The organism is Saccharothrix sp. NRRL B-16314, from assembly GCF_000716595.1.
GTDB lineage: Bacteria > Actinomycetota > Actinomycetes > Mycobacteriales > Pseudonocardiaceae > Actinosynnema.
On record NZ_JNXC01000001.1, the window covers coordinates 755,723 to 774,158 of the forward strand.

Here is an 18,436-nt window from a genome sequence, read left to right on the forward strand (position 1 = left end):
AGAAGCATGAAGCGCAGCAAGGCGTACAAGAACGCTGCTGAGCTGGTTGACCGGGAGCGGCTGTACTCGCCGCTGGAGGCAACCAAGCTCGCCAAGGAAACGTCCAAGGTGAAGCTGGACGCGACCGTCGAGGTCGCCATCCGGCTCGGCGTGGACCCCCGCAAGGCCGACCAGATGGTCCGCGGCACCGTGAACCTGCCGCACGGTACGGGCAAGACCGCCCGCGTGATCGTCTTCGCGACCGGTGACAAGGCCGCCGAGGCCGAGGCCGCCGGTGCGGACGCGGTCGGCTCCGAGGACCTGATCGAGCGGATCCAGGGTGGCTGGCTCGACTTCGACGCCGCGATCGCCACTCCCGACCAGATGGCGAAGGTCGGTCGCATCGCCCGCATCCTCGGCCCGCGTGGCCTGATGCCGAACCCGAAGACCGGCACCGTGACGCCCGACGTCACCAAGGCCGTGAACGAGATCAAGGGCGGTAAGATCAACTTCCGCGTTGACAAGCAGGCGAACCTGCACCTCGTCATCGGCAAGGTGTCGTTCGACCCGGAGAAGCTGGTCGAGAACTACGCCGCCGCGCTGGACGAGATCCTGCGGGCCAAGCCGTCGGCGGCGAAGGGGCGGTACCTGAAGAAGATCACCGTCTCGACCACGATGGGCCCCGGCATCCCGGTCGACCCGAACCGGACCCGGAACCTCCTGACCGACGACGCCACCGCCTGATCTCGGCACGTCGAAGCACCCAGCAGCGCCCCTCGGCCTCCCGCCGAGGGGCGCTGCTGCTTCCGCCAGGGGTCACGGACCGACGCAGTCCGCGGGCTCGGCCTCGTAGCCGGTGATCACCCAGGTCTTGTTCTGCTGCGCGGACAGCACGAACTTGCCCAACCGCGGCCCGCCCCTCACGTCCAGCGCGCACGAGCTGACCTCGACCGACCCGCCTGTGGGCACTTCGCGCATGGTGCTCGGGAACCTGATCTGCCGGTAGTCGACTTCACGGGTGACCTTGCCGTGCAGCCCGTGCACGGCGTCCTCGCAGTTCGGTGCGCCGAACGCGGTGGCGAACGCCTTCTTCGCGTCGTCTTCCGAGAACAGCAGGCACGCGCGGCCCGAGTCGTCGTTCATGACGTGCTTGTAGAACAGCGCAACCGTGCCCTGGAGGCCGTACGGGGTCTGGGGCGCGATGATGTTGCCCTTGTCGCCGCCGCTGTCGACCGCGATGTCACCGGGGTCGTCACCGCCGAAGTACCTGTCGTAGAAGTACGACAGCACGAGCAGCACGACCGCGAGGTAGACGAGGCGGCGGACCAGTCGGCTGTGCAGGAGGATCTTCCACAGCGGCTTGCGCGGGGGTTGGACGGTCGGGGGTTGGCCGGTCGGGGGTTGGCCGGTTGGGAGTTGATCGGTCGGGGGTGGGCCGGCATGAGGTGGGCCGGCAGGGAATGGGGCTGCGGGTGTGGTGCCGGGAGGCAGGCTCGGCGGTAGTCCTGCGCCCTGGGCCTGCTGGAAGCGCTGGAACTCCTGGAACCGTTGGAACTCCTGGAACTGCCGGAGCTGTTCCGGGTCGATGTCCGGCGGCGGCGGGTTCCTCGGGGGCTCTTCGGTCACGGGTCACATCATGCCGATTTGGAGCCGCGACGACACATCCCGTACTCTTGCCGATGGTTCACCAAAGACCGCTGGTCGTCCTGGCCCTTGTCGGCTGGGAGCGAAGGTCCCGCGATGCGGGCGGCCCGCGCAGGAGAACGAGGAAGACTTAGGCGTTCACGCGTCTGTCACGCCCCGTGCTGCTGCGCTGGGGCGTTTTTGCTTTGCGCGGCCTCTCGGCTCGACCGGTGCGTCACAAGCCCAGAGAGGAGGCGATCATGGCGAAGCCCAGCAAGGTTTCGGCCGTCGCCGAGCTCACGGACAAGTTCCGTGGAAGCTCGGCCGCTGTCGTGACCGAGTACCGCGGCCTCTCCATGGCGCAGCTCACCACGCTGCGTCGCGCTCTCGGCGCGGGCACCACGTACACCGTTGCGAAGAACACGCTGGTCAAGCGTGCCGCCGAGGACGCGGGCGTCGAGGGTCTCGAGGCCCTGCTCGTCGGCCCGACCGCGATCGCCTTCGTCGAAGGCGAGCCGGTCGACGCGGCGAAGGCGCTGCGTGACTTCGCGAAGGACAACAAGGCCCTGGTCATCAAGGGCGGCTACATGGATGGCCGTCCCCTCTCGGTCGAAGAGGTCTCCGCGATCGCGGACCTCGAGACCCGCGAGGTGCTGCTCGCCAAGCTGGCGGGCGCGATGAAGGGCAACCTGGCCAAGGCCGCGGGTCTGTTCAACGCCCCGGCTTCCCAGGTCGCTCGCCTGGCTGCTGCCCTCCAGGAGAAGAAGGCCGCGGAGGCGCCTGCCGCCGCCGAGGCCGAGGCTCCCGCCGAAAGCTGATCACGCCCGAAAAGCTGATCACACCCAGACACTCCGCGTCCCGGCCGCAGTTCGGGCGTTGAAAGAGAAAGGACCGCCATCATGGCGAAGCTCAGCACCGACGAGCTGCTCGACGCGTTCAAGGAGATGACGCTCCTGGAGCTGTCGTCCTTCGTGAAGCAGTTCGAGGAGACCTTCGAGGTCACCGCCGCCGCTCCGGTCGCGGTTGCCGCTGCCGGCCCGGCCGCCGCTGCCGCCCCCGCCGAGGAGGAGAAGGACGAGTTCACCGTCGTCCTCGAGGGCGCCGGCGACAAGAAGATCCAGGTCATCAAGGTCGTCCGCGAGGTCGTCTCGGGCCTGGGCCTGAAGGAGGCCAAGGAGCTGGTCGAGGCCGCTCCGAAGCCGCTCCTGGAGAACGTGGCGAAGGACGTCGCCGACGCCGCCAAGGAGAAGCTCGAGGCTGCCGGCGCCAAGATCTCGCTCAAGTGATCTGATCCCGCAAGGGATTCGAACACCGCGCGCCGCTACGAGGGCGGGCACCCACACCGGGTGCCCGCCCTCGTGCTGTCTGCCACCGTTACTGACCTGAGACCGCGTTAGCCCAACTGGTGAGTAACCGGGAGGGGGGCTCCTCGTTGCACCGGTATGACGCCGGCCTGTCCGGCGTCTGGGCGTTGTTGCCGGTGACCAGGAGGTGCGATGGGCGTCGAGGTGGTCGTCGAAGGCCTGACCAAGTCCTTCGGCAAGCAGACCATCTGGCGGGACGTCACGCTCACCCTCCCGCCGGGCGAGGTCAGCGTGATGCTCGGCCCGTCGGGCACCGGCAAGTCGGTCTTCCTCAAGTCCCTGGTCGGCCTGCTGAAGCCGGAGCAGGGCAAGATCACGATCAACGGCACGGACCTGGTCCGCTGCTCGGAGCACAAGCTCTACGAGATCCGGAAGCTCTTCGGCGTCCTCTTCCAGGACGGCGCCCTCTTCGGCTCGATGAACCTCTTCGACAACGTCGCCTTCCCGCTCCGCGAGCACACCCGCAAGACGGAGGCCGAGGTCCGGCGGATCGTGCTGGAGAAGATGGAGATGGTCGGCCTCGTCGGCGCGGAGAAGAAGCTCCCCGGCGAGATCTCCGGCGGTATGCGCAAGCGCGCCGGCCTGGCCCGCGCCCTGGTGCTCGACCCCGAGATCATCCTGTGCGACGAACCGGACTCCGGCCTCGACCCGGTCCGCACGGCCTACCTGAGCCAGCTCCTCATCGACCTGAACTCGCAGATCGACGCCACCATCCTGATCGTCACGCACAACATCACCGTCGCCCGCACGGTCCCGGACAACCTGGGCATGCTCTTCCGCCGCGAACTGATCATGTTCGGCCCCCGTGAAGTCCTCCTGACCAGCGACGAACCGGTGGTCGAGCAGTTCCTCAACGGCCGCCGCATCGGTCCGATCGGCATGTCGGAGGAGAAGGACCAGGCGACGATGGCCGCCGAACTCGCCCACCGCGACGCCGGCCACGCGGACGGCTCGCCGGACGAGGACGTGCGCGGCGTGGTGCCGCAGTTGGAGCCGACGCCCGGCCTCCCGCCGCGTGGCGCGGTCCGGCGGCGCAAGGACCGGGTGATGAGCATCCTGCACACGCTGCCGCCGGAGGCCCAGCAGGGCATCATCGCCAGCCTGACCCCGGACGAGCAGCGCCACTACCGGGTCGCGGTCGGTGCCGTCCCGGCGGCGCCCAGCCCGTCGACTCCCAGCCCGTGGCCGCGTCGAGGGGGCGTCCTGTGAGCGCACGGGCGACGTTCCCCGGCGTCGGCGCGCTGCGCGAGACGGGACGGATGTTCTCGCTCGCCATCGACGTCGTCCGCCTCACGTTCCGCCGCCCGTTCCAGCTCCGCGAGTTCATCCAGCAGTGCTGGTTCGTGGTGAGCGTGACGGTGCTGCCGACGGCCCTGGTGTCGATCCCGTTCGGCGCGGTCATCGCGCTCCAGATCGGCTCGCTGACCCGCCAGATCGGCGCGCAGTCCTTCACCGGCGCGGCCAGCGTGCTGGCGATCATCCAGCAGGCGAGCCCGATCGTGACGGCCCTGCTCATCGCCGGCGCGGGTGGCAGCGCGATCTGCGCCGACCTGGGCAGCCGCAAGATCCGCGAGGAGATCGACGCGATGGAGGTGCTGGGCGTCTCGCCGATCCAGCGCCTCGTCGTGCCACGCGTGCTCGCCGCGATGTTGGTCAGCGTGCTGCTGAACGGCATGGTCAGCGTGGTCGGCGTGATGGGCGGCTACTTCTTCAACGTGGTCCTCCAGGACGGCACGCCCGGCGCTTACCTGGCGAGCTTCAGCGCCCTGGCCCAGCTGCCGGACCTGTGGATCTCCGAGATCAAGGCGTTGATCTTCGGGTTCCTCGCGGGCATCGTCGCCGCCTACCGCGGCCTCAACCCGGCGGGCGGACCGAAGGGCGTCGGCGACGCGGTCAACCAGGCCGTCGTCATCACGTTCCTGCTGCTGTTCTTCGTGAACTTCGTGCTCACCACGATCTACCTCCAGGTCGTCCCGGCGAAGGGGAGCTGAGATGGCCACGGTCAACGACCGCCTGCGCAAGGTGGCGAACGCGCCGCTCTCGATGCTGGACACGTTCGGCGACCAGCTGTGGTTCTACCTCCGCGCGCTCGCGTGGACCCCGCGCACGCTGACCCGCTACCTGCGCGAGACGCTGCGGCTGCTGGCCGAGGTCAGCTTCGGCACGGGCGCGCTGGCCGTCATCGGCGGCACGATCGGCGTGATGGTCGGCCTGTCCGTGTTCACCGGCACGGTCGTGGGCCTCCAGGGCTTCACCGCGCTGAACCAGATCGGCACGTCGGCGTTCGCGGGCTTCGTGTCCGCGTACTTCAACACCCGCGAGATCGCGCCGCTGGTCGCCGGGCTCGCGTTGAGCGCCACGGTCGGCTCCGGCTTCACCGCCCAGCTCGGCGCGATGCGGATCTCCGAGGAGATCGACGCGCTGGAGGTCATGGGCATCCCCAGCCTGCCGTACCTGGTGACCACGCGGATCATCGCCGGGTTCATCGCGATCATCCCGCTGTACGTGATCGGCCTGCTCACGTCGTACCTGGCGGCGAGAGTGATCACCGTCCAGTTCTACGGGCAGTCGGCGGGCACGTACGACCACTACTTCAACCTGTTCCTACCCCCGGTCGACGTGCTCTGGTCGTTCGGCAAGGTGCTCGTCTTCGCGGTCGTGATCATCCTGACGCACTGCTACTACGGCTACCGCGCGAGCGGCGGCCCGGCGGGCGTCGGTGTCGCGGTCGGCCGCGCGGTGCGCACCGCGATCGTGACGACGAGCCTGCTGGACTTCTTCCTCAGCATGGCGATCTGGGGCACCACGACGACGGTGAGGATCGCGGGATGACCTCGGACGTGTTCTTCCCGGCGGCGGTGGCGCCATGCTGAAGATCCGGCTCCTGGGCGTCGCGTTCCTCGCGATCATCGCCCTCTTCCTCACCCTCACGGTGGCGCTGTACAACGACGCGTTCACCGAGGTCGTGAAGGTGACGCTGAAGACCGACCGGGTCGGCAACCAGCTCCAGCTGGACTCGGACGTGAAGGTCCGCGGCATGATCGTCGGCGAGGTCAAGGCGATCCGCACCGCGGGCGACGGCGCCGAGCTCGACCTGGCGCTCGACCCCGAGCAGGTGCGGCACATCCCGGCCAACGTGTCCGCGCGGCTGCTGCCGAAGACGTTGTTCGGCGAGCGGTACGTGAACCTGGTGCTGCCGAAGCAGGCGCGGCAGCCGCTGGCCGAGGGTGACGTGATCGCGCAGGACCGCTCCAGCAGCGCCATCGAGCTGGAGCGGGTGCTCGACGACCTGATGCCGGTGCTCCAGGCCGTGCAGCCGGAGAAGCTGGCCACCACGTTGACGGCGCTGTCGCAGGCGTTGGAGAACCGCGGCAAGCCGCTCGGCGAGACGCTGGTGCAGCTGGACGCGCACCTGGGCGAGTTCAACCCGCAGCTGCCCGCGCTGAAGGAGGGCATCAGCCGCCTCGCGGACGTCACCGACGTCTACGCCGACGCCGCGCCGGACCTGGTGCAGGCCCTCACCGACGCCACGGTCACCAGCCGCACGCTGGTCGAGCAGCGCGACAACCTGCAGGCGATGTACGGCACGCTGACCACGACCGCGCTGGACATGAACAGCTTCCTCGCGGTGAACAAGAACAACCTGATCCAGCTCGCCGACGTCAGCCGCCCGACGTTGGAGCTGCTGGCCAAGTACTCGCCCGAGTACCCGTGCCTGCTGAAGGGCCTGGCCGAGTTCAAGCCGATCATGGACCAGGTGTGGGGCAAGGACACGGACGAGCCGGGCCTGCACATCACGCTGGAGGTCACCGCCAACCGCGGCAAGTACGAGCCGGGCAAGGACGAGCCGGAGTACGCCGACAAGCGCGGCCCCCGCTGCTACGACGTCGTGCCGCGGCCGGACCCGTTCCCGCAGTACCCGCCGGAGGGCCCGGTGAAGGACGGGTCGTCGAGCCCGCCGCCCGCGCGCTCCGCGCACGACGGTGTGCTGCCGCCCGCGTCCTCCCAGGGCGGCACGACGTCGCCGTCGACGTTCCATGGCGTGCCTTCGCTGGCCAACTCGCCGGAGGAGCAGGACTTCCTGGCCGCACTGCTCGCGCCGCAGTTCGGGATGCGCAAGAACGAGATGCCGAGCTTCACGTCGTTGTTGCTCGGCCCCCTGTACCGGGGTGCGGAGGTGACGGTGTGAGGTCCCTGGCCGCACCGCTGGTCAAGCTGGCCGTGTTCGCCGCGATCACGATCCTGGCGACGACGCTGCTCGCGGTGACCATCTCGAACGTCAACTTCAACGGCGCCACCGCCTACACCGCCAGGTTCACCGACGTGACCGCGCTCAACGAGGGCGACGACGTCCGCATCGCGGGCGTCCGGATCGGCCAGGTGGAGGAGATCCGGGTGGTCGACCGGCGGGTGGCCGAGGTGGACTTCTCGCTGGAGGGCGAGCGGACGCTGCCCGCGTCGGTCACCGCGACGATCAAGTACCGCAACCTCGTCGGCCAGCGGTACATCGCGCTGGAGCACGGCGTCGGCGACGCGTCCCCGCTCGCGCCGGGTGACGTGATCCCGTTGGAGCGCACCAAGCCCGCGCTGGACCTGACCGTGCTGTTCAACGGTTTCAAGCCGCTGTTCCAGGCGCTGAACCCGGACGACGTGAACCAGCTGTCGAACGAGATCATCCAGGTGCTCCAGGGAGAGGGCGGCACGATCGACAGCCTGCTGCGCCACACCGCGTCGCTGACGTCGACGCTGGCGGGCCGCGACAAGGTGATCGGTGAGGTCATCACCAACCTGAACGCGGTGCTGGAGACCGTCAACTCGCGCACCGAGCAGGTCTCCACGCTGGTCACCACGCTGGAGGAGCTGACGACGGGCCTGGCGGGCGACCGGCAGCCGATCGGGGACGCGATCAGCGCCCTCGGTGACCTGACCACCACCACGGCGGGCCTGCTGGAGGAGTCGCGGCAGCCGCTCAAGGAGAACATCGCGCACCTCGGCCTGGTGTCGCAGACGCTCGCGGACAACGAGGCGGTCGTCGAGGGCGTCATCCAGCGGCTGCCCGGCAAGATCGAGGCGATGTCGCGGACCGCGTCCTACGGGTCCTGGTTCAACTTCTTCCTGTGCGAGGGCTCGGGGACGATCAGCGTGCCCCCGGTCGTCAACGACCCGATCACGATCACGCCGTTGCCGATCACCCAGCCGAGGTGCCGCCCGTGAAGACCGAACGCAACCCGGTGACCGTGGGCGCGGTGAGCCTGACCGTGATCGCCCTGCTGATGCTGGCCGCCTTCTACTCGGACGACCTGCCGCTCATCGGCGGCGGCACCACGTACTCGGCCGAGTTCACCGAGGCGGCCGGCCTGATCCCGACGAACGAGGTGCGCGTGGCGGGTGTGAAGGTCGGCAAGGTGACCAAGGTCGAGCTGGACGGCGACAAGGTCAAGGTGTCGTTCAAGGTCAAGGACGCGTGGGTGGGCGACCGCACCACCGCGACCATCCGGATCAAGACCCTGCTCGGGCAGAAGTTCCTGGCCCTCGACCCGCAGGGGTCGGAGCCGCTGAACCCGGGCGTCCCGATCCCGCGCGAGCGCACGCTGTCGCCGTACGACGTGCAGGAGGCGTTCAACGGCCTGGCGTCCACGGTCGGGCAGATCGACACCAAGCAGCTCGCGGACAGCTTCGAGGTGCTGTCGGAGACGTTCCAGGGCTCGGGGGAGAGCGTCCGCGGCGCGTTGGACGGCCTGTCCGCCCTGTCGAAGACGATCTCCTCGCGGGACGAGCAGCTGGCGCGGCTGCTGGCGAACACGAACCAGATCACCAAGACCCTGGCCGACCGCAACGAGCAGTTCGAGAACCTGCTCGCGGACGGCAACCTGCTGCTGGGTGAGCTGCGCAAGCGCCGGGACGCGATCTCGGCGCTGCTCACCGGCACCCGTGAGCTGTCCCGTGAGCTGTCCGGCCTGGTCGCGGACAACTCCGCCCAGCTGCGGCCCGCGCTGGAGCAGCTGGACCGGGTGACCACGATGCTCCAGCGCAACCAGGACCAGCTCGAACGCAGCCTGTCGCTGGTGGGGCCGTTCTACCGGGTGTTCGCGAACACCCTGGGCAACGGCCGCTGGTTCGACACGTACATCTGCGGGCTGCTGCCGCCGGCGGTGAACCTCGGCGCGGTCGGGTTCAACGAAGAGGGCTGCCTCCCGCCCGGCGTGCAGAGTCCGTCACCGACGGGTGGTAACTGACATGGCGACCACGAGGATCGGCCGCGACCTGGTCCGTGCCGTGTCGATCGCCTGCGTGCTCGCCCTCGTCGCCGCGCTGGCCGTGTGGTGGATCTTCGCGGGCGCCAACAGCCGCAAGGGGACGGCGGTGTTCGGCGCGGCCGTCGGCGTGTACGAGGGCTCGGACGTGCGGGTGCTCGGCGTGAAGGTCGGCACCATCGAGGAGGTCGAGCCGCAGGGCACGACGGTGAAGGTCGTCATGTCGCTCGACCGCACGGTGAAGGTGCCCGCGGACGCGCAGGCGGTCGTGGTCGCGCCCAGCGTGGTCAGCGACCGGTACGTGCAGCTCGCCCCGGTGTACACCGGCGGCCCGGCGATGGGCGAGAACGCGACCATCCCGCGTGAGCGCACCGCCACCCCCGTCGAGCTGGACCAGCTGTACGACAGCCTCAACAAGCTCACCACCGCGCTCGGCCCGAACGGCGCGAACAAGGACGGCGCGCTGTCCGAGCTGCTCGACTCGGCCGCGGACAACCTCGACGGCAACGGCCAGGCGCTCGGCGACACCATCAAGCAGCTCGGTGACGCCACCCGCACGCTGTCCGGCTCGAAGGACGACCTGTTCGGCACGGTGGACAACCTCCAGAAGTTCACCGGCATGCTCGCCGCCAACGACAGCCAGGTGCGCGACGTCAACCAGCAGCTGGCCGAGGTCGCGGGTTTCCTCGCCGACGAGCGGGAGAACCTGGGCGGCGCGCTGAACGAGCTGGCCTCCGCGCTCGGCCAGGTGCAGGGCTTCATCCAGGACAACCGGGCCGTGCTCAAGTCGAACGTCGACAAGCTCGCCGGCATCACCCAGATCCTGGTGGACCAGCGCGCCTCGCTGGCCGAGGCGCTGGACACCGCGCCGCTGGCCCTGGGCAACCTCCAGAACGCCTACAACGCGACGTCCGGCACGCTCGACGTGCGCGCCGACATCAACGAGCTGAACCAGCCGCCGATCGTGCTGGTCTGCAAGATCGTCCAGGGCCTCGAACCGGGTCGCGTGCCCGGCCCGCTCGCGGACGTGTGCCGTCAGCTGGAACCAGTCCTGAGCGGAGCGGTGCCGTTGAAGACGCCCGCCGAAGTGCTGACCGACCTGTCCCAGGGCAAGGTGCCGCTGCCCCTGCCACTCGCGGGGGTGCCCCAGTGAGGCGTTCATGGCGCACTTCGGCGCTCCTGGCGAGCGCCCTGGCTCTGACGGTGCTGACCGGCTGCGGCTCGGGTGGCTTCGACGGCGTCTACAACATGCCGCTGCCCGGCGGCGCGGACGTCGGTGACCGGCCGTACCAGGTGAAGGTCCGGTTCAAGGACGTGCTGGACCTGGTGCCGCAGGCGGGCGTGAAGGTCAACGACGTGCCGGTCGGCCGGGTGGACCGGATCGACCTCGCCGCGGACGGCTGGACCGCCGAGGTGACCGTGCTGGTCAACGGCGGCGTGAAGCTGCCGGGCAACGCCGTCGCCCGGCTGCGCCAGTCCGCGCTGCTCGGCGAGAAGTACGTCGAGCTGGCCGGGCCGGTGGAGGGACGCGAAGAGGGCGCGCTGGGCGAGGGCTCGGTCATCCCGGTCGAGCGGACCAACCGCAACCCCGAGGTCGAAGAGGTCTTCGGCGCGCTGTCCATGCTGCTCAACGGTGGTGGCGTCGCCCAGCTCCAGGACATCAGCCGGGAGCTGAACGCGGCCATGGAGGGCAACGAGCCGCAGATCCGGTCGCTGCTGCACAACCTGGACACGCTGGTCGGCGAGCTGGACGGGCACAAGGACGAGATCACTCGTGCGTTGGACGGCTTGAACCGCCTCGGCGGCGCGCTGAACGTCCAGCGCGAGCAGATCGCCGGTGTGCTGGACGGGCTGGAACCGGGGCTCAAGGTGCTCAGCGAGCAGCGGACCCAGCTGGTCACCCTGCTCCAGTCGCTGGACGCGCTGTCCGACGTCGCGGTGGACACGGTGAACAAGTCGAAGGACGACATGGTGGCCGACCTGAAGGCGTTGGCGCCGACGTTGCAGAAGCTCACCGAGGCGGGCACGAACCTGCCCAACGCCTTCGAGCTGCTGCTGACCTACCCGTTCCCGGACTCGTCGATCGACGCCATCAAGGGCGACTACACGAACCTGTACGTGGACATGGACCTGAACCTCGGCACGATCCTGGACAACCTGGGCCGGTCGCGGCAGTCCCCACTGCCCGCCCTGCCCGGTCTGCCCGGCATCGACGGCCACGCGCCGTCCCTGCCGCTGCCGCTGCCGAACCTGCCCCTGCCCGGCACGTCCGGCACGTCGTCGGGCCTGGGTGACGTGCTCGGCGGACTGCTCGGAGGTGGGCGGTGATCCCCGGCAAGGTCAAGGTCCAGATCGGCGTGTTCGTGCTGATCGCGCTGCTCGGCGTGAGCTACGTCGGCGCCCGGTACGTCGGGCTCGGCAGGCTGTTCGGCGCGTCCGGGTACGTGGTGACGATGCAGCTCGCCGACTCCGGCGGCGTGTTCACCAACGCCGAGGTCACCTACCGCGGCGTCGCGGTCGGGCGGGTCGGGCAGATGAGGCTGACCGCCGACGGCCTCGAGGTCGACCTCGACATCGACCCCAGCGCGCCCGACATCCCCGCCGACCTGGAGGCAGTGGTCGCCAACCGGTCCGCGGTCGGCGAGCAGTTCGTCGACCTGAGGCCGCGCGGCGAGGACGGGCCGTACCTGGAGGCCGGTGCGGTCATCCCGCGGTCGGCGACCAAGACGCCGCCGCCGGTCGACGCGCTGCTCACGAACCTCGACTCGTTCGCCAAGTCGGTGCCGACGGAGTCGCTGCGGACCGTGGTGGACGAGTTGGACCTGGCGTTCAACGGCACCGGGCCGGACCTCCAGGTGCTGCTGGACAACACCCGGGCGTTCACCCAGGCGGCGACCGAGCACCTGCCGCAGACCAAGGCGTTGATCAACGACGGGCTGGTCGTGCTGAACACGCAGGCCTCGCAGGGGAGCGCGATCCGGTCGTTCTCCACCGACCTGCGGGCGCTGGCCGAGCAGCTGAAGAACTCGGACGCCGACATCCGGCGGCTCATCGCGGTGTCGCCGCAGGCCGCCGAGCAGGTGTCGGCGCTGCTCCGGGAGAGCGGGCCGAACCTCGGCGTGGTGTTCGCCAACCTGCTGACCACCGGGAACATCCTGGTGAGCAGGCTGGACGGGCTGGAGCAGATCGCCGTGACCTACCCGATCGTGGTCGGCGGCGGGTTCACCGTGGCCAAGGGCGACGGCACGGGCGCGCACTTCGGGCTGGCCCTGAACGTGTTCGACCCGCCGCCGTGCACCGTCGGCTACGAGGGGACGCCGGTGCGGACCGGCACGGACACCAACCCGATCGGGTTGAACACCCAGGCTTACTGCGCGCTCGCGCGGGGTAGTGCCACCAGCGTGAGGGGTGCGCAGAACGCCCCTTACGGCGGCACGCCCGGCACGCCGGTCGGCGACGCGACGTCGCAGCCGGGTCGGGAACCGGCCGCGGACCCGGGTTCGGGTCGGGCCGTCGAGGCGCCGGTGCTCACCAGCCTGGGGCAGTTGCTCGGTCTGCCGGGCTGAGGGAGGTTTGCGGATGCACGTCCGACGTTGGGTGCTGCCGGTCGCCGCCGTGCTGGCGGTGCTGGCCGCCGGGTACGCGGTGTGGGCCGGGGTGTCCTGGTGGAGCGCGTCGTCCGACGAGTCGGTGGCGTTCTCGCGGGAGCGGGAAGAGGTGCTCCGGGTCGGGCAGGTCGGGATCGCGAACTTCACGACGCTCGACTACAAGAAGGTCGACGAGGACCTGGACCGGTGGCTCGACACGTCCACCGGCGAGTTGCGCTCCGAGGTCGAGGGCGATCGGGCGACCCGCAAGAAGCAGATCGAGGACGCCAAGACGGTGACCGTGAGCCGGGTGCTGGACGCGGCCGTGACGGAGTTGGACGCGCGGGCCGGGAAGGCGCACCTGATCGCCGTGGTGGAGACGACCGTGACGCCGGAGGGCGGGCAGGCGGTGAAGAAGGTCAACCGGTACCAGACGGACCTGGTCCGCACCGATGCCGGTTGGAAGCTCAGCGCGCTGGGGCCGGTCGCGGCCGGCGGCGCGTGACCCGAGGAGATGACGTCAGTGCCACCGCCACCGCCGCCCCGCCGCCGCCCCGTCCCGACCACGCCGACCACCCGGCCGCGCGTCGCCGGCCTGCGCAAACGCCCCGGGGCGACGCCTGCCGAGGTCGCCGGTCCTGAGACCGGGCCCGAGTTCACGCAGGTCGACGACACCAACCCCGAAGTCGCCAACCCCGAAGGCGTCACCACCGACGACTCCACCAGCGACTCCAACACCGAGCCCGTCGCTGCCGGGTCCGTCGCACAGCAGGCCGCCGAGCCGGACGAACCGCTCAGCGAGGCCGAACGCCGCCAGGAGTTGCGTGCCGAGGCCGAGCGCGCCGAGCGCCGCCAGGTGGAAGCGGCCGGCCTGATCGAGCCCGGTCCGGACGAGGTCGAGGACGAGCACGACGAGGTCGAAGACGACGAGGTCGAAGGCGGCGGAATCGAAGGCGGCGAGGTCGCGCCCACACCGCTCGCCCGCCCGACCGGTCGTCGCAAGCGCACCGGCGAGCCCGTCCCGGCGAGCGTGTTCACCGACATCAAGCGGAAGCACGGCAGGTCGGGCACCGCCCACGCCGACTGGACCGACCGCGCCGCCGACCGCACCGCCGACCACAGCGCAGCGCACACCGCCGACCGCACCGACCGGCACGGCCTGCTCCTCCCGATCGCCCTGGTCGTGCTCGCCGGTCTCCTGGTCGGCCTCGGCCTGTGGTTCCGGCACCAGGCGGGCGACGTCCGCTACAACCAGGCCCTGGTGGACAGCGCCGGCACCACCGAAGTCGCCGGTCAGACCCGGGAAGCCGTCGAGAAGGCGTTCTCCTACAACTTCGCCGACGTCGGCGCGACCGAGAAGGCCGCCAACGAACTGCTGGTCGGCAAGGCACAGTGCCAGTACAACGCGATCTTCGACCCGGTCCGCAAGCTCGCGCCCGAGCAGAAGCTCGTGGTCACGGTGAAGGCCGTTTCCACCGGTGTGACCTCGCTCGACGACGACCGCGCCACCGTGCTCCTCTTCCTCGACCAGGTCGCGCTCCGCACCACCGACAACCAGAGCAGCGGCGGCATCGCGATGATGCGGGTGGGCGCGCAGAAGGTCGACGGCCGGTGGAAGGTCGACAACATGGAGATGTTCGGCCAGGCCGGTGATCAGGCGGTCGAGACCGCCAAGTGCTGACGGGTCGGACCTCCGGACGTCCGACCAGGACTCCTGACCCCCATGTTTGACCTTCGCACAACGTGATCTGCATCACACTTCAAGCCGGTAACCGAGCGGCGTCGTCGACATGTCCCTTCGGGGGTCGCGCACCTGCCAAAGGTTCACGCAGGCTCACGCCCCGGCGTTTTCGCAGGTCACGGCGGTAACTCCGCGTTATCACCGTTTGCGCCAGTGGAGTGATCGCCGCGTGGCATCTTGACTGTGGGCGTCGGCGGGGTCACTCTGTCGGTGAGCACGAGAAAGGTCCTTCCAGGTGCCTCTCGACAGTTGCCGCGCGCGTGGCTAGACTGCTCCTTTGCGCTGCCCTCTTTCCGTTTGCCCTTCGCCGAGAGCTGGATTGCCGGGCATCGCCGCACCCTTGACAGCCGTGCTAGTTCCGCTGACTAGCCAGCTACCTGTCCCTGGAAGGACGCATCTTGGCGATCTCTCGCGCGACCAAGGCCACTGCTGCGACCAACTCCACGTCGGGGATTCCCGGAGCGCCGAAGCGAGTCTCTTTCGCGAAGATCCACGAACCGCTTCAGACGCCCAACCTGCTCGACCTGCAGATTCAGTCGTTCGAATGGCTCACCGGCGACGAGGCGTGGTTCCAGCGCCGCGTCGACGAAGGTGACGAGGCGCCGATGGGCGGCCTTGAAGAGGTCTTGAACGAGATCTCGCCGATCGAGGACTTCTCCGGCTCGATGTCGCTCTCCTTCTCCGACCCACGCTTCGACGAGGTCAAGGCCTCGACCGAGGAGTGCAAGGACAAGGACATGACGTACGCCGCCCCGTTGTTCGTCACGGCGGAGTTCACCAACCACACCACTGGCGAGATCAAGAGCCAGACGGTGTTCATGGGTGACTTCCCGATGATGACCGACACGGGCACGTTCATCATCAACGGCACCGAGCGGGTCGTGGTCTCCCAGCTCGTCCGCTCGCCGGGTGTCTACTACGACACCGCGATCGACAAGACGACCGACAAGGACGTCTTCAGCGTCAAGATCATCCCGTCCCGGGGTGCCTGGCTGGAGTTCGACGTCGACAAGCGCGACACGGTCGGTGTCCGCATCGACCGCAAGCGCCGTCAGCCGGTGACCGTGCTGCTGAAGGCTTTGGGTTGGACCACCGAGCAGATCCGGGAGCGCTTCTCGTTCAGCGAGACGCTGCTGACGACGCTGGAGAAGGACCACACCGCGGGCACCGACGAGGCACTGCTCGACATCTACCGCAAGCTGCGTCCGGGCGAGCCGCCGACCAAGGAGTCCGCGCAGGCGCTGCTGGAGAACCTGTTCTTCAAGGACAAGCGCTACGACCTGGCGAAGGTCGGCCGGTACAAGATCAACAAGAAGCTGGGCCTGGCCTCCCCGATCTCCACGGGTGTGCTGACCGAGGACGACATCGTCACGACGATCGAGTACCTGGTCCGCCTGCACGCCGGTGAGACGACGATGCAGCCCGGCGACACCGAGGTGCCGGTCGAGGTCGACGACATCGACCACTTCGGCAACCGCCGCCTGCGCACCGTCGGCGAGCTGATCCAGAACCAGATCCGGGTCGGCCTGTCCCGCATGGAGCGCGTCGTCCGCGAGCGCATGACGACCCAGGACGTCGAGGCCATCACGCCGCAGACCCTGATCAACATCCGTCCGGTGGTGGCGGCGATCAAGGAGTTCTTCGGCACCTCGCAGCTCTCGCAGTTCATGGACCAGATCAACCCGCTCGCGGGCCTGACCCACAAGCGCCGCCTGTCGGCGCTGGGCCCGGGTGGTCTGTCCCGTGAGCGCGCCGGCATGGAGGTCCGCGACGTCCACCCGTCGCACTACGGCCGCATGTGCCCGATCGAGACGCCGGAAGGCCCGAACATCGGTCTGATCGGCTCGCTGTCGTCCTTCGGGCGGGTGAACCCGTTCGGCTTCATCGAGACGCCGTACCGCAAGGTCGTCGACGGCCGGGTCACCGACAAGATCGACTACCTGACGGCCGACGAGGAAGACCGGTACGTCAAGGCGCAGGCGAACGCCAAGATCGACGAGGACGGCAACTTCACCGAGGACCGCGTCCTGGTCCGCAAGAAGGGCGGCGAGGTCGAGTTCATCGACCCGGGCGACGTCGACTACATGGACGTGTCGCCGCGTCAGATGGTCTCCGCCGCGACCGCGCTGATCCCGTTCCTCGAGCACGACGACGCGAACCGCGCCCTGATGGGCGCGAACATGCAGCGTCAGGCGGTGCCGCTGCTGCGCAGCGAGTCCCCGCTGGTCGGCACGGGCATGGAGCTGCGCGTCGCGGTCGACGCCGGTGACGTCGTCGTGGTCAAGAAGACCGGTGTGGTGGAGGAGATCTCCGCCGACTACATCACGGTCATGGCCGACGACGGCTCGCGGCAGACCTACGCGCTGCACAAGTTCCGCCGGTCCAACCAGGGCAGCTGCATCAACCAGAAGCCCATCGTCAACGAGGGTGACCGGGTCGAGGCGGGCCAGGTCATCGCGGACGGGCCGTGCACCGAGAACGGCGAGATGGCCCTGGGCAAGAACCTGCTCGTGGCGATCATGCCGTGGGAGGGCCACAACTACGAAGACGCGATCATCCTCTCCCAGCGCATCGTCCAGGACGACGTCCTGACCTCGATCCACATCGAGGAGCACGAGATCGACGCGCGGGACACCAAGCTGGGCGCCGAGGAGATCACCCGGGACATCCCCAACGTCTCCGAGGAGGTCCTGGCCGACCTCGACGAGCGCGGCATCATCCGGATCGGCGCCGAGGTCCAGCCGGGCGACATCCTGGTCGGCAAGGTCACGCCCAAGGGCGAGACCGAGCTGACCCCGGAGGAGCGCCTGCTCCGCGCCATCTTCGGCGAGAAGGCCCGCGAGGTCCGCGACACGTCGCTGAAGGTGCCGCACGGCGAGCGCGGCAAGGTCATCGGCATCCGCGTGTTCAGCCGTGAGGACGACGACGAGCTGCCCCCCGGCGTCAACGAGCTGGTCCGCGTCTACGTCGCCCAGAAGCGCAAGATCCAGGACGGCGACAAGCTCGCCGGCCGCCACGGCAACAAGGGCGTCATCGGCAAGATCCTCCCGGTCGAGGACATGCCGTTCCTGGAGGACGGCACCCCGGTCGACATCGTGCTGAACACGCACGGTGTGCCGCGTCGTATGAACATCGGCCAGGTCCTGGAGACCCACCTCGGGTGGATCGCCAAGCAGGGCTGGAGCATCAACGGGGACCCGGACTGGGCGAAGAACCTGCCGGAGAGCCTGTACGAGGTCGACCCCGACACCAAGACCGCGACCCCGGTGTTCGACGGTGCGCGCGAGGACGAGCTGATGGGCCTCCTCGGCTCGACGCTGCCCAACCGCGACGGCGAGCGCCTGGTGAAGGAGGACGGCAAGGCGGTGCTCCTGGACGGGCGCAGCGGCGAGCCGTTCCCGTTCCCGGTGTCGGTCGGCTACATGTACATCCTCAAGCTCGGCCACCTGGTGGACGACAAGATCCACGCCCGCTCGACCGGCCCGTACTCGATGATCACACAGCAGCCGCTGGGTGGTAAGGCGCAGTTCGGTGGCCAGCGCTTCGGTGAGATGGAGTGCTGGGCGATGCAGGCGTACGGCGCCGCGTACACCCTCCAGGAACTGCTCACCATCAAGTCCGACGACGTGCTCGGCCGCGTGAAGGTCTACGAGGCCATCGTCAAGGGCGAGAACATCCCGGAGCCGGGTATCCCGGAGTCCTTCAAGGTGTTGCTCAAGGAGCTCCAGTCGCTGTGCCTCAACGTCGAGGTGCTGTCTTCGGACGGCGCCGCGATCGAGATGCGCGACGGCGACGACGAAGACCTCGAACGCGCGGCGGCGAACCTCGGCATCAACCTGTCGAGGTCCGAGTCGCCGTCCGTGGACGACGTCGTCAACTGACCCTCGT

16 protein-coding genes are annotated in these 18,436 nt (G+C 69.0%); 15 read left to right on the forward strand and 1 reads right to left on the reverse strand.

Annotated features, from left to right (window positions below; translation table 11 throughout):
• Positions 1 to 6: 6 nt before the first annotated feature.
• Complete coding sequence (gene rplA / locus OQ02_RS03770) at positions 7 to 723, forward strand: 50S ribosomal protein L1 (protein WP_033436684.1); 717 nt, start codon at positions 7 to 9, stop codon at positions 721 to 723.
• A 72-nt stretch (positions 724 to 795) separates the two neighbouring features.
• Here the strand turns inward: rplA and OQ02_RS43545 are convergent, their stop codons facing one another.
• Positions 796 to 1,605, reverse strand: a complete 810-nt coding sequence (locus OQ02_RS43545) for a hypothetical protein (protein ID WP_156076851.1) — start codon at positions 1,603 to 1,605, stop codon at positions 796 to 798.
• Between the two features lie 257 nt (positions 1,606 to 1,862).
• On the opposite strand from OQ02_RS43545, the gene rplJ reads away from it, so the two are divergent.
• The 14 genes from rplJ to rpoB all read left to right on the forward strand — a co-directional run bounded on the left by rplJ (position 1,863) and on the right by rpoB (position 18,429).
• Positions 1,863 to 2,420, forward strand: coding sequence for a 50S ribosomal protein L10 (gene rplJ / locus OQ02_RS03780; RefSeq protein ID WP_033436686.1), 558 nt, complete (start codon positions 1,863 to 1,865; stop codon positions 2,418 to 2,420).
• Between the two features lie 81 nt (positions 2,421 to 2,501).
• Complete coding sequence (gene rplL / locus OQ02_RS03785; RefSeq protein WP_033436687.1) at positions 2,502 to 2,888, forward strand: 50S ribosomal protein L7/L12; 387 nt, start codon at positions 2,502 to 2,504, stop codon at positions 2,886 to 2,888.
• Positions 2,889 to 3,098: 210 nt separating this feature from the next.
• Entirely contained in the window at positions 3,099 to 4,175 is a 1,077-nt protein-coding gene (locus OQ02_RS03790; RefSeq protein ID WP_033436688.1) for an ABC transporter ATP-binding protein, read from the forward strand.
• Positions 4,176 to 4,225: 50 nt separating this feature from the next.
• Complete coding sequence (locus OQ02_RS03795) at positions 4,226 to 4,957, forward strand: MlaE family ABC transporter permease (protein WP_231499878.1); 732 nt, start codon at positions 4,226 to 4,228, stop codon at positions 4,955 to 4,957.
• Position 4,958: 1 nt separating this feature from the next.
• Positions 4,959 to 5,798, forward strand: coding sequence for an MlaE family ABC transporter permease (locus tag OQ02_RS03800; protein ID WP_033436690.1), 840 nt, complete (start codon positions 4,959 to 4,961; stop codon positions 5,796 to 5,798).
• 34 nt (positions 5,799 to 5,832) lie between these two features.
• Positions 5,833 to 7,155 carry an MCE family protein gene (locus tag OQ02_RS03805; RefSeq protein ID WP_033436691.1) on the forward strand — a complete coding sequence of 441 codons (1,323 nt, stop codon included), beginning with the start codon at positions 5,833 to 5,835 and terminating at the stop codon, positions 7,153 to 7,155.
• Complete coding sequence (locus OQ02_RS03810) at positions 7,152 to 8,180, forward strand: MCE family protein (RefSeq protein ID WP_033436692.1); 1,029 nt, start codon at positions 7,152 to 7,154, stop codon at positions 8,178 to 8,180. The genes OQ02_RS03805 and OQ02_RS03810 overlap by 4 nt, the downstream gene beginning before the upstream one ends.
• Positions 8,177 to 9,202, forward strand: coding sequence for an MCE family protein (locus OQ02_RS03815; RefSeq protein ID WP_033437011.1), 1,026 nt, complete (start codon positions 8,177 to 8,179; stop codon positions 9,200 to 9,202). Before OQ02_RS03810 ends, OQ02_RS03815 begins: the two co-directional genes overlap by 4 nt.
• 1 nt (position 9,203) lies before the next feature.
• On the forward strand, positions 9,204 to 10,373 hold the full coding sequence (locus OQ02_RS03820; RefSeq protein ID WP_033436693.1) for an MCE family protein: 1,170 nt from the start codon (positions 9,204 to 9,206) through the stop codon (positions 10,371 to 10,373).
• A complete protein-coding gene (locus OQ02_RS03825) occupies positions 10,370 to 11,548 on the forward strand; it encodes an MCE family protein (RefSeq protein ID WP_033436694.1) in 1,179 nt (392 codons plus the stop codon). The genes OQ02_RS03820 and OQ02_RS03825 overlap by 4 nt, the downstream gene beginning before the upstream one ends.
• Entirely contained in the window at positions 11,545 to 12,786 is a 1,242-nt protein-coding gene (locus OQ02_RS03830; RefSeq protein ID WP_033436695.1) for an MCE family protein, read from the forward strand. Before OQ02_RS03825 ends, OQ02_RS03830 begins: the two co-directional genes overlap by 4 nt.
• A 13-nt stretch (positions 12,787 to 12,799) precedes the next feature.
• The gene (locus OQ02_RS03835; protein ID WP_033436696.1) at positions 12,800 to 13,312 is read left to right on the forward strand and encodes a hypothetical protein; all 513 of its coding nucleotides are present in this window, start codon (positions 12,800 to 12,802) and stop codon (positions 13,310 to 13,312) included.
• 9 nt (positions 13,313 to 13,321) lie between these two features.
• Complete coding sequence (locus tag OQ02_RS40720) at positions 13,322 to 14,488, forward strand: hypothetical protein (RefSeq protein WP_051771626.1); 1,167 nt, start codon at positions 13,322 to 13,324, stop codon at positions 14,486 to 14,488.
• Between the two features lie 458 nt (positions 14,489 to 14,946).
• Entirely contained in the window at positions 14,947 to 18,429 is a 3,483-nt protein-coding gene (rpoB, locus tag OQ02_RS03845; protein ID WP_033436697.1) for a DNA-directed RNA polymerase subunit beta, read from the forward strand.
• The last annotated feature ends 7 nt before the right edge of the window (positions 18,430 to 18,436 follow it).

Excerpts from the sequence above, each read along its gene's own strand:
- OQ02_RS03800 (WP_033436690.1), top strand. The coding sequence starts at position 4,959 with ATGGCCACGGTCAACGACCGCCTGCGCAAGGTGGCGAACGCGCCGCTC.
- OQ02_RS03790 (WP_033436688.1), top strand. The coding sequence starts at position 3,099 with ATGGGCGTCGAGGTGGTCGTCGAAGGCCTGACCAAGTCCTTCGGCAAG.
- rplL (WP_033436687.1), top strand. The coding sequence starts at position 2,502 with ATGGCGAAGCTCAGCACCGACGAGCTGCTCGACGCGTTCAAGGAGATG.
- OQ02_RS03820 (WP_033436693.1), top strand. The coding sequence starts at position 9,204 with ATGGCGACCACGAGGATCGGCCGCGACCTGGTCCGTGCCGTGTCGATC.
- OQ02_RS40720 (WP_051771626.1), top strand. The coding sequence starts at position 13,322 with ATGACGTCAGTGCCACCGCCACCGCCGCCCCGCCGCCGCCCCGTCCCG.
- rplJ (WP_033436686.1), top strand. The coding sequence starts at position 1,863 with ATGGCGAAGCCCAGCAAGGTTTCGGCCGTCGCCGAGCTCACGGACAAG.
- OQ02_RS03805 (WP_033436691.1), top strand. The coding sequence starts at position 5,833 with ATGCTGAAGATCCGGCTCCTGGGCGTCGCGTTCCTCGCGATCATCGCC.
- OQ02_RS03795 (WP_231499878.1), top strand. The coding sequence starts at position 4,226 with ATGTTCTCGCTCGCCATCGACGTCGTCCGCCTCACGTTCCGCCGCCCG.
- OQ02_RS03835 (WP_033436696.1), top strand. The coding sequence starts at position 12,800 with ATGCACGTCCGACGTTGGGTGCTGCCGGTCGCCGCCGTGCTGGCGGTG.
- rplA (WP_033436684.1), top strand. The coding sequence starts at position 7 with ATGAAGCGCAGCAAGGCGTACAAGAACGCTGCTGAGCTGGTTGACCGG.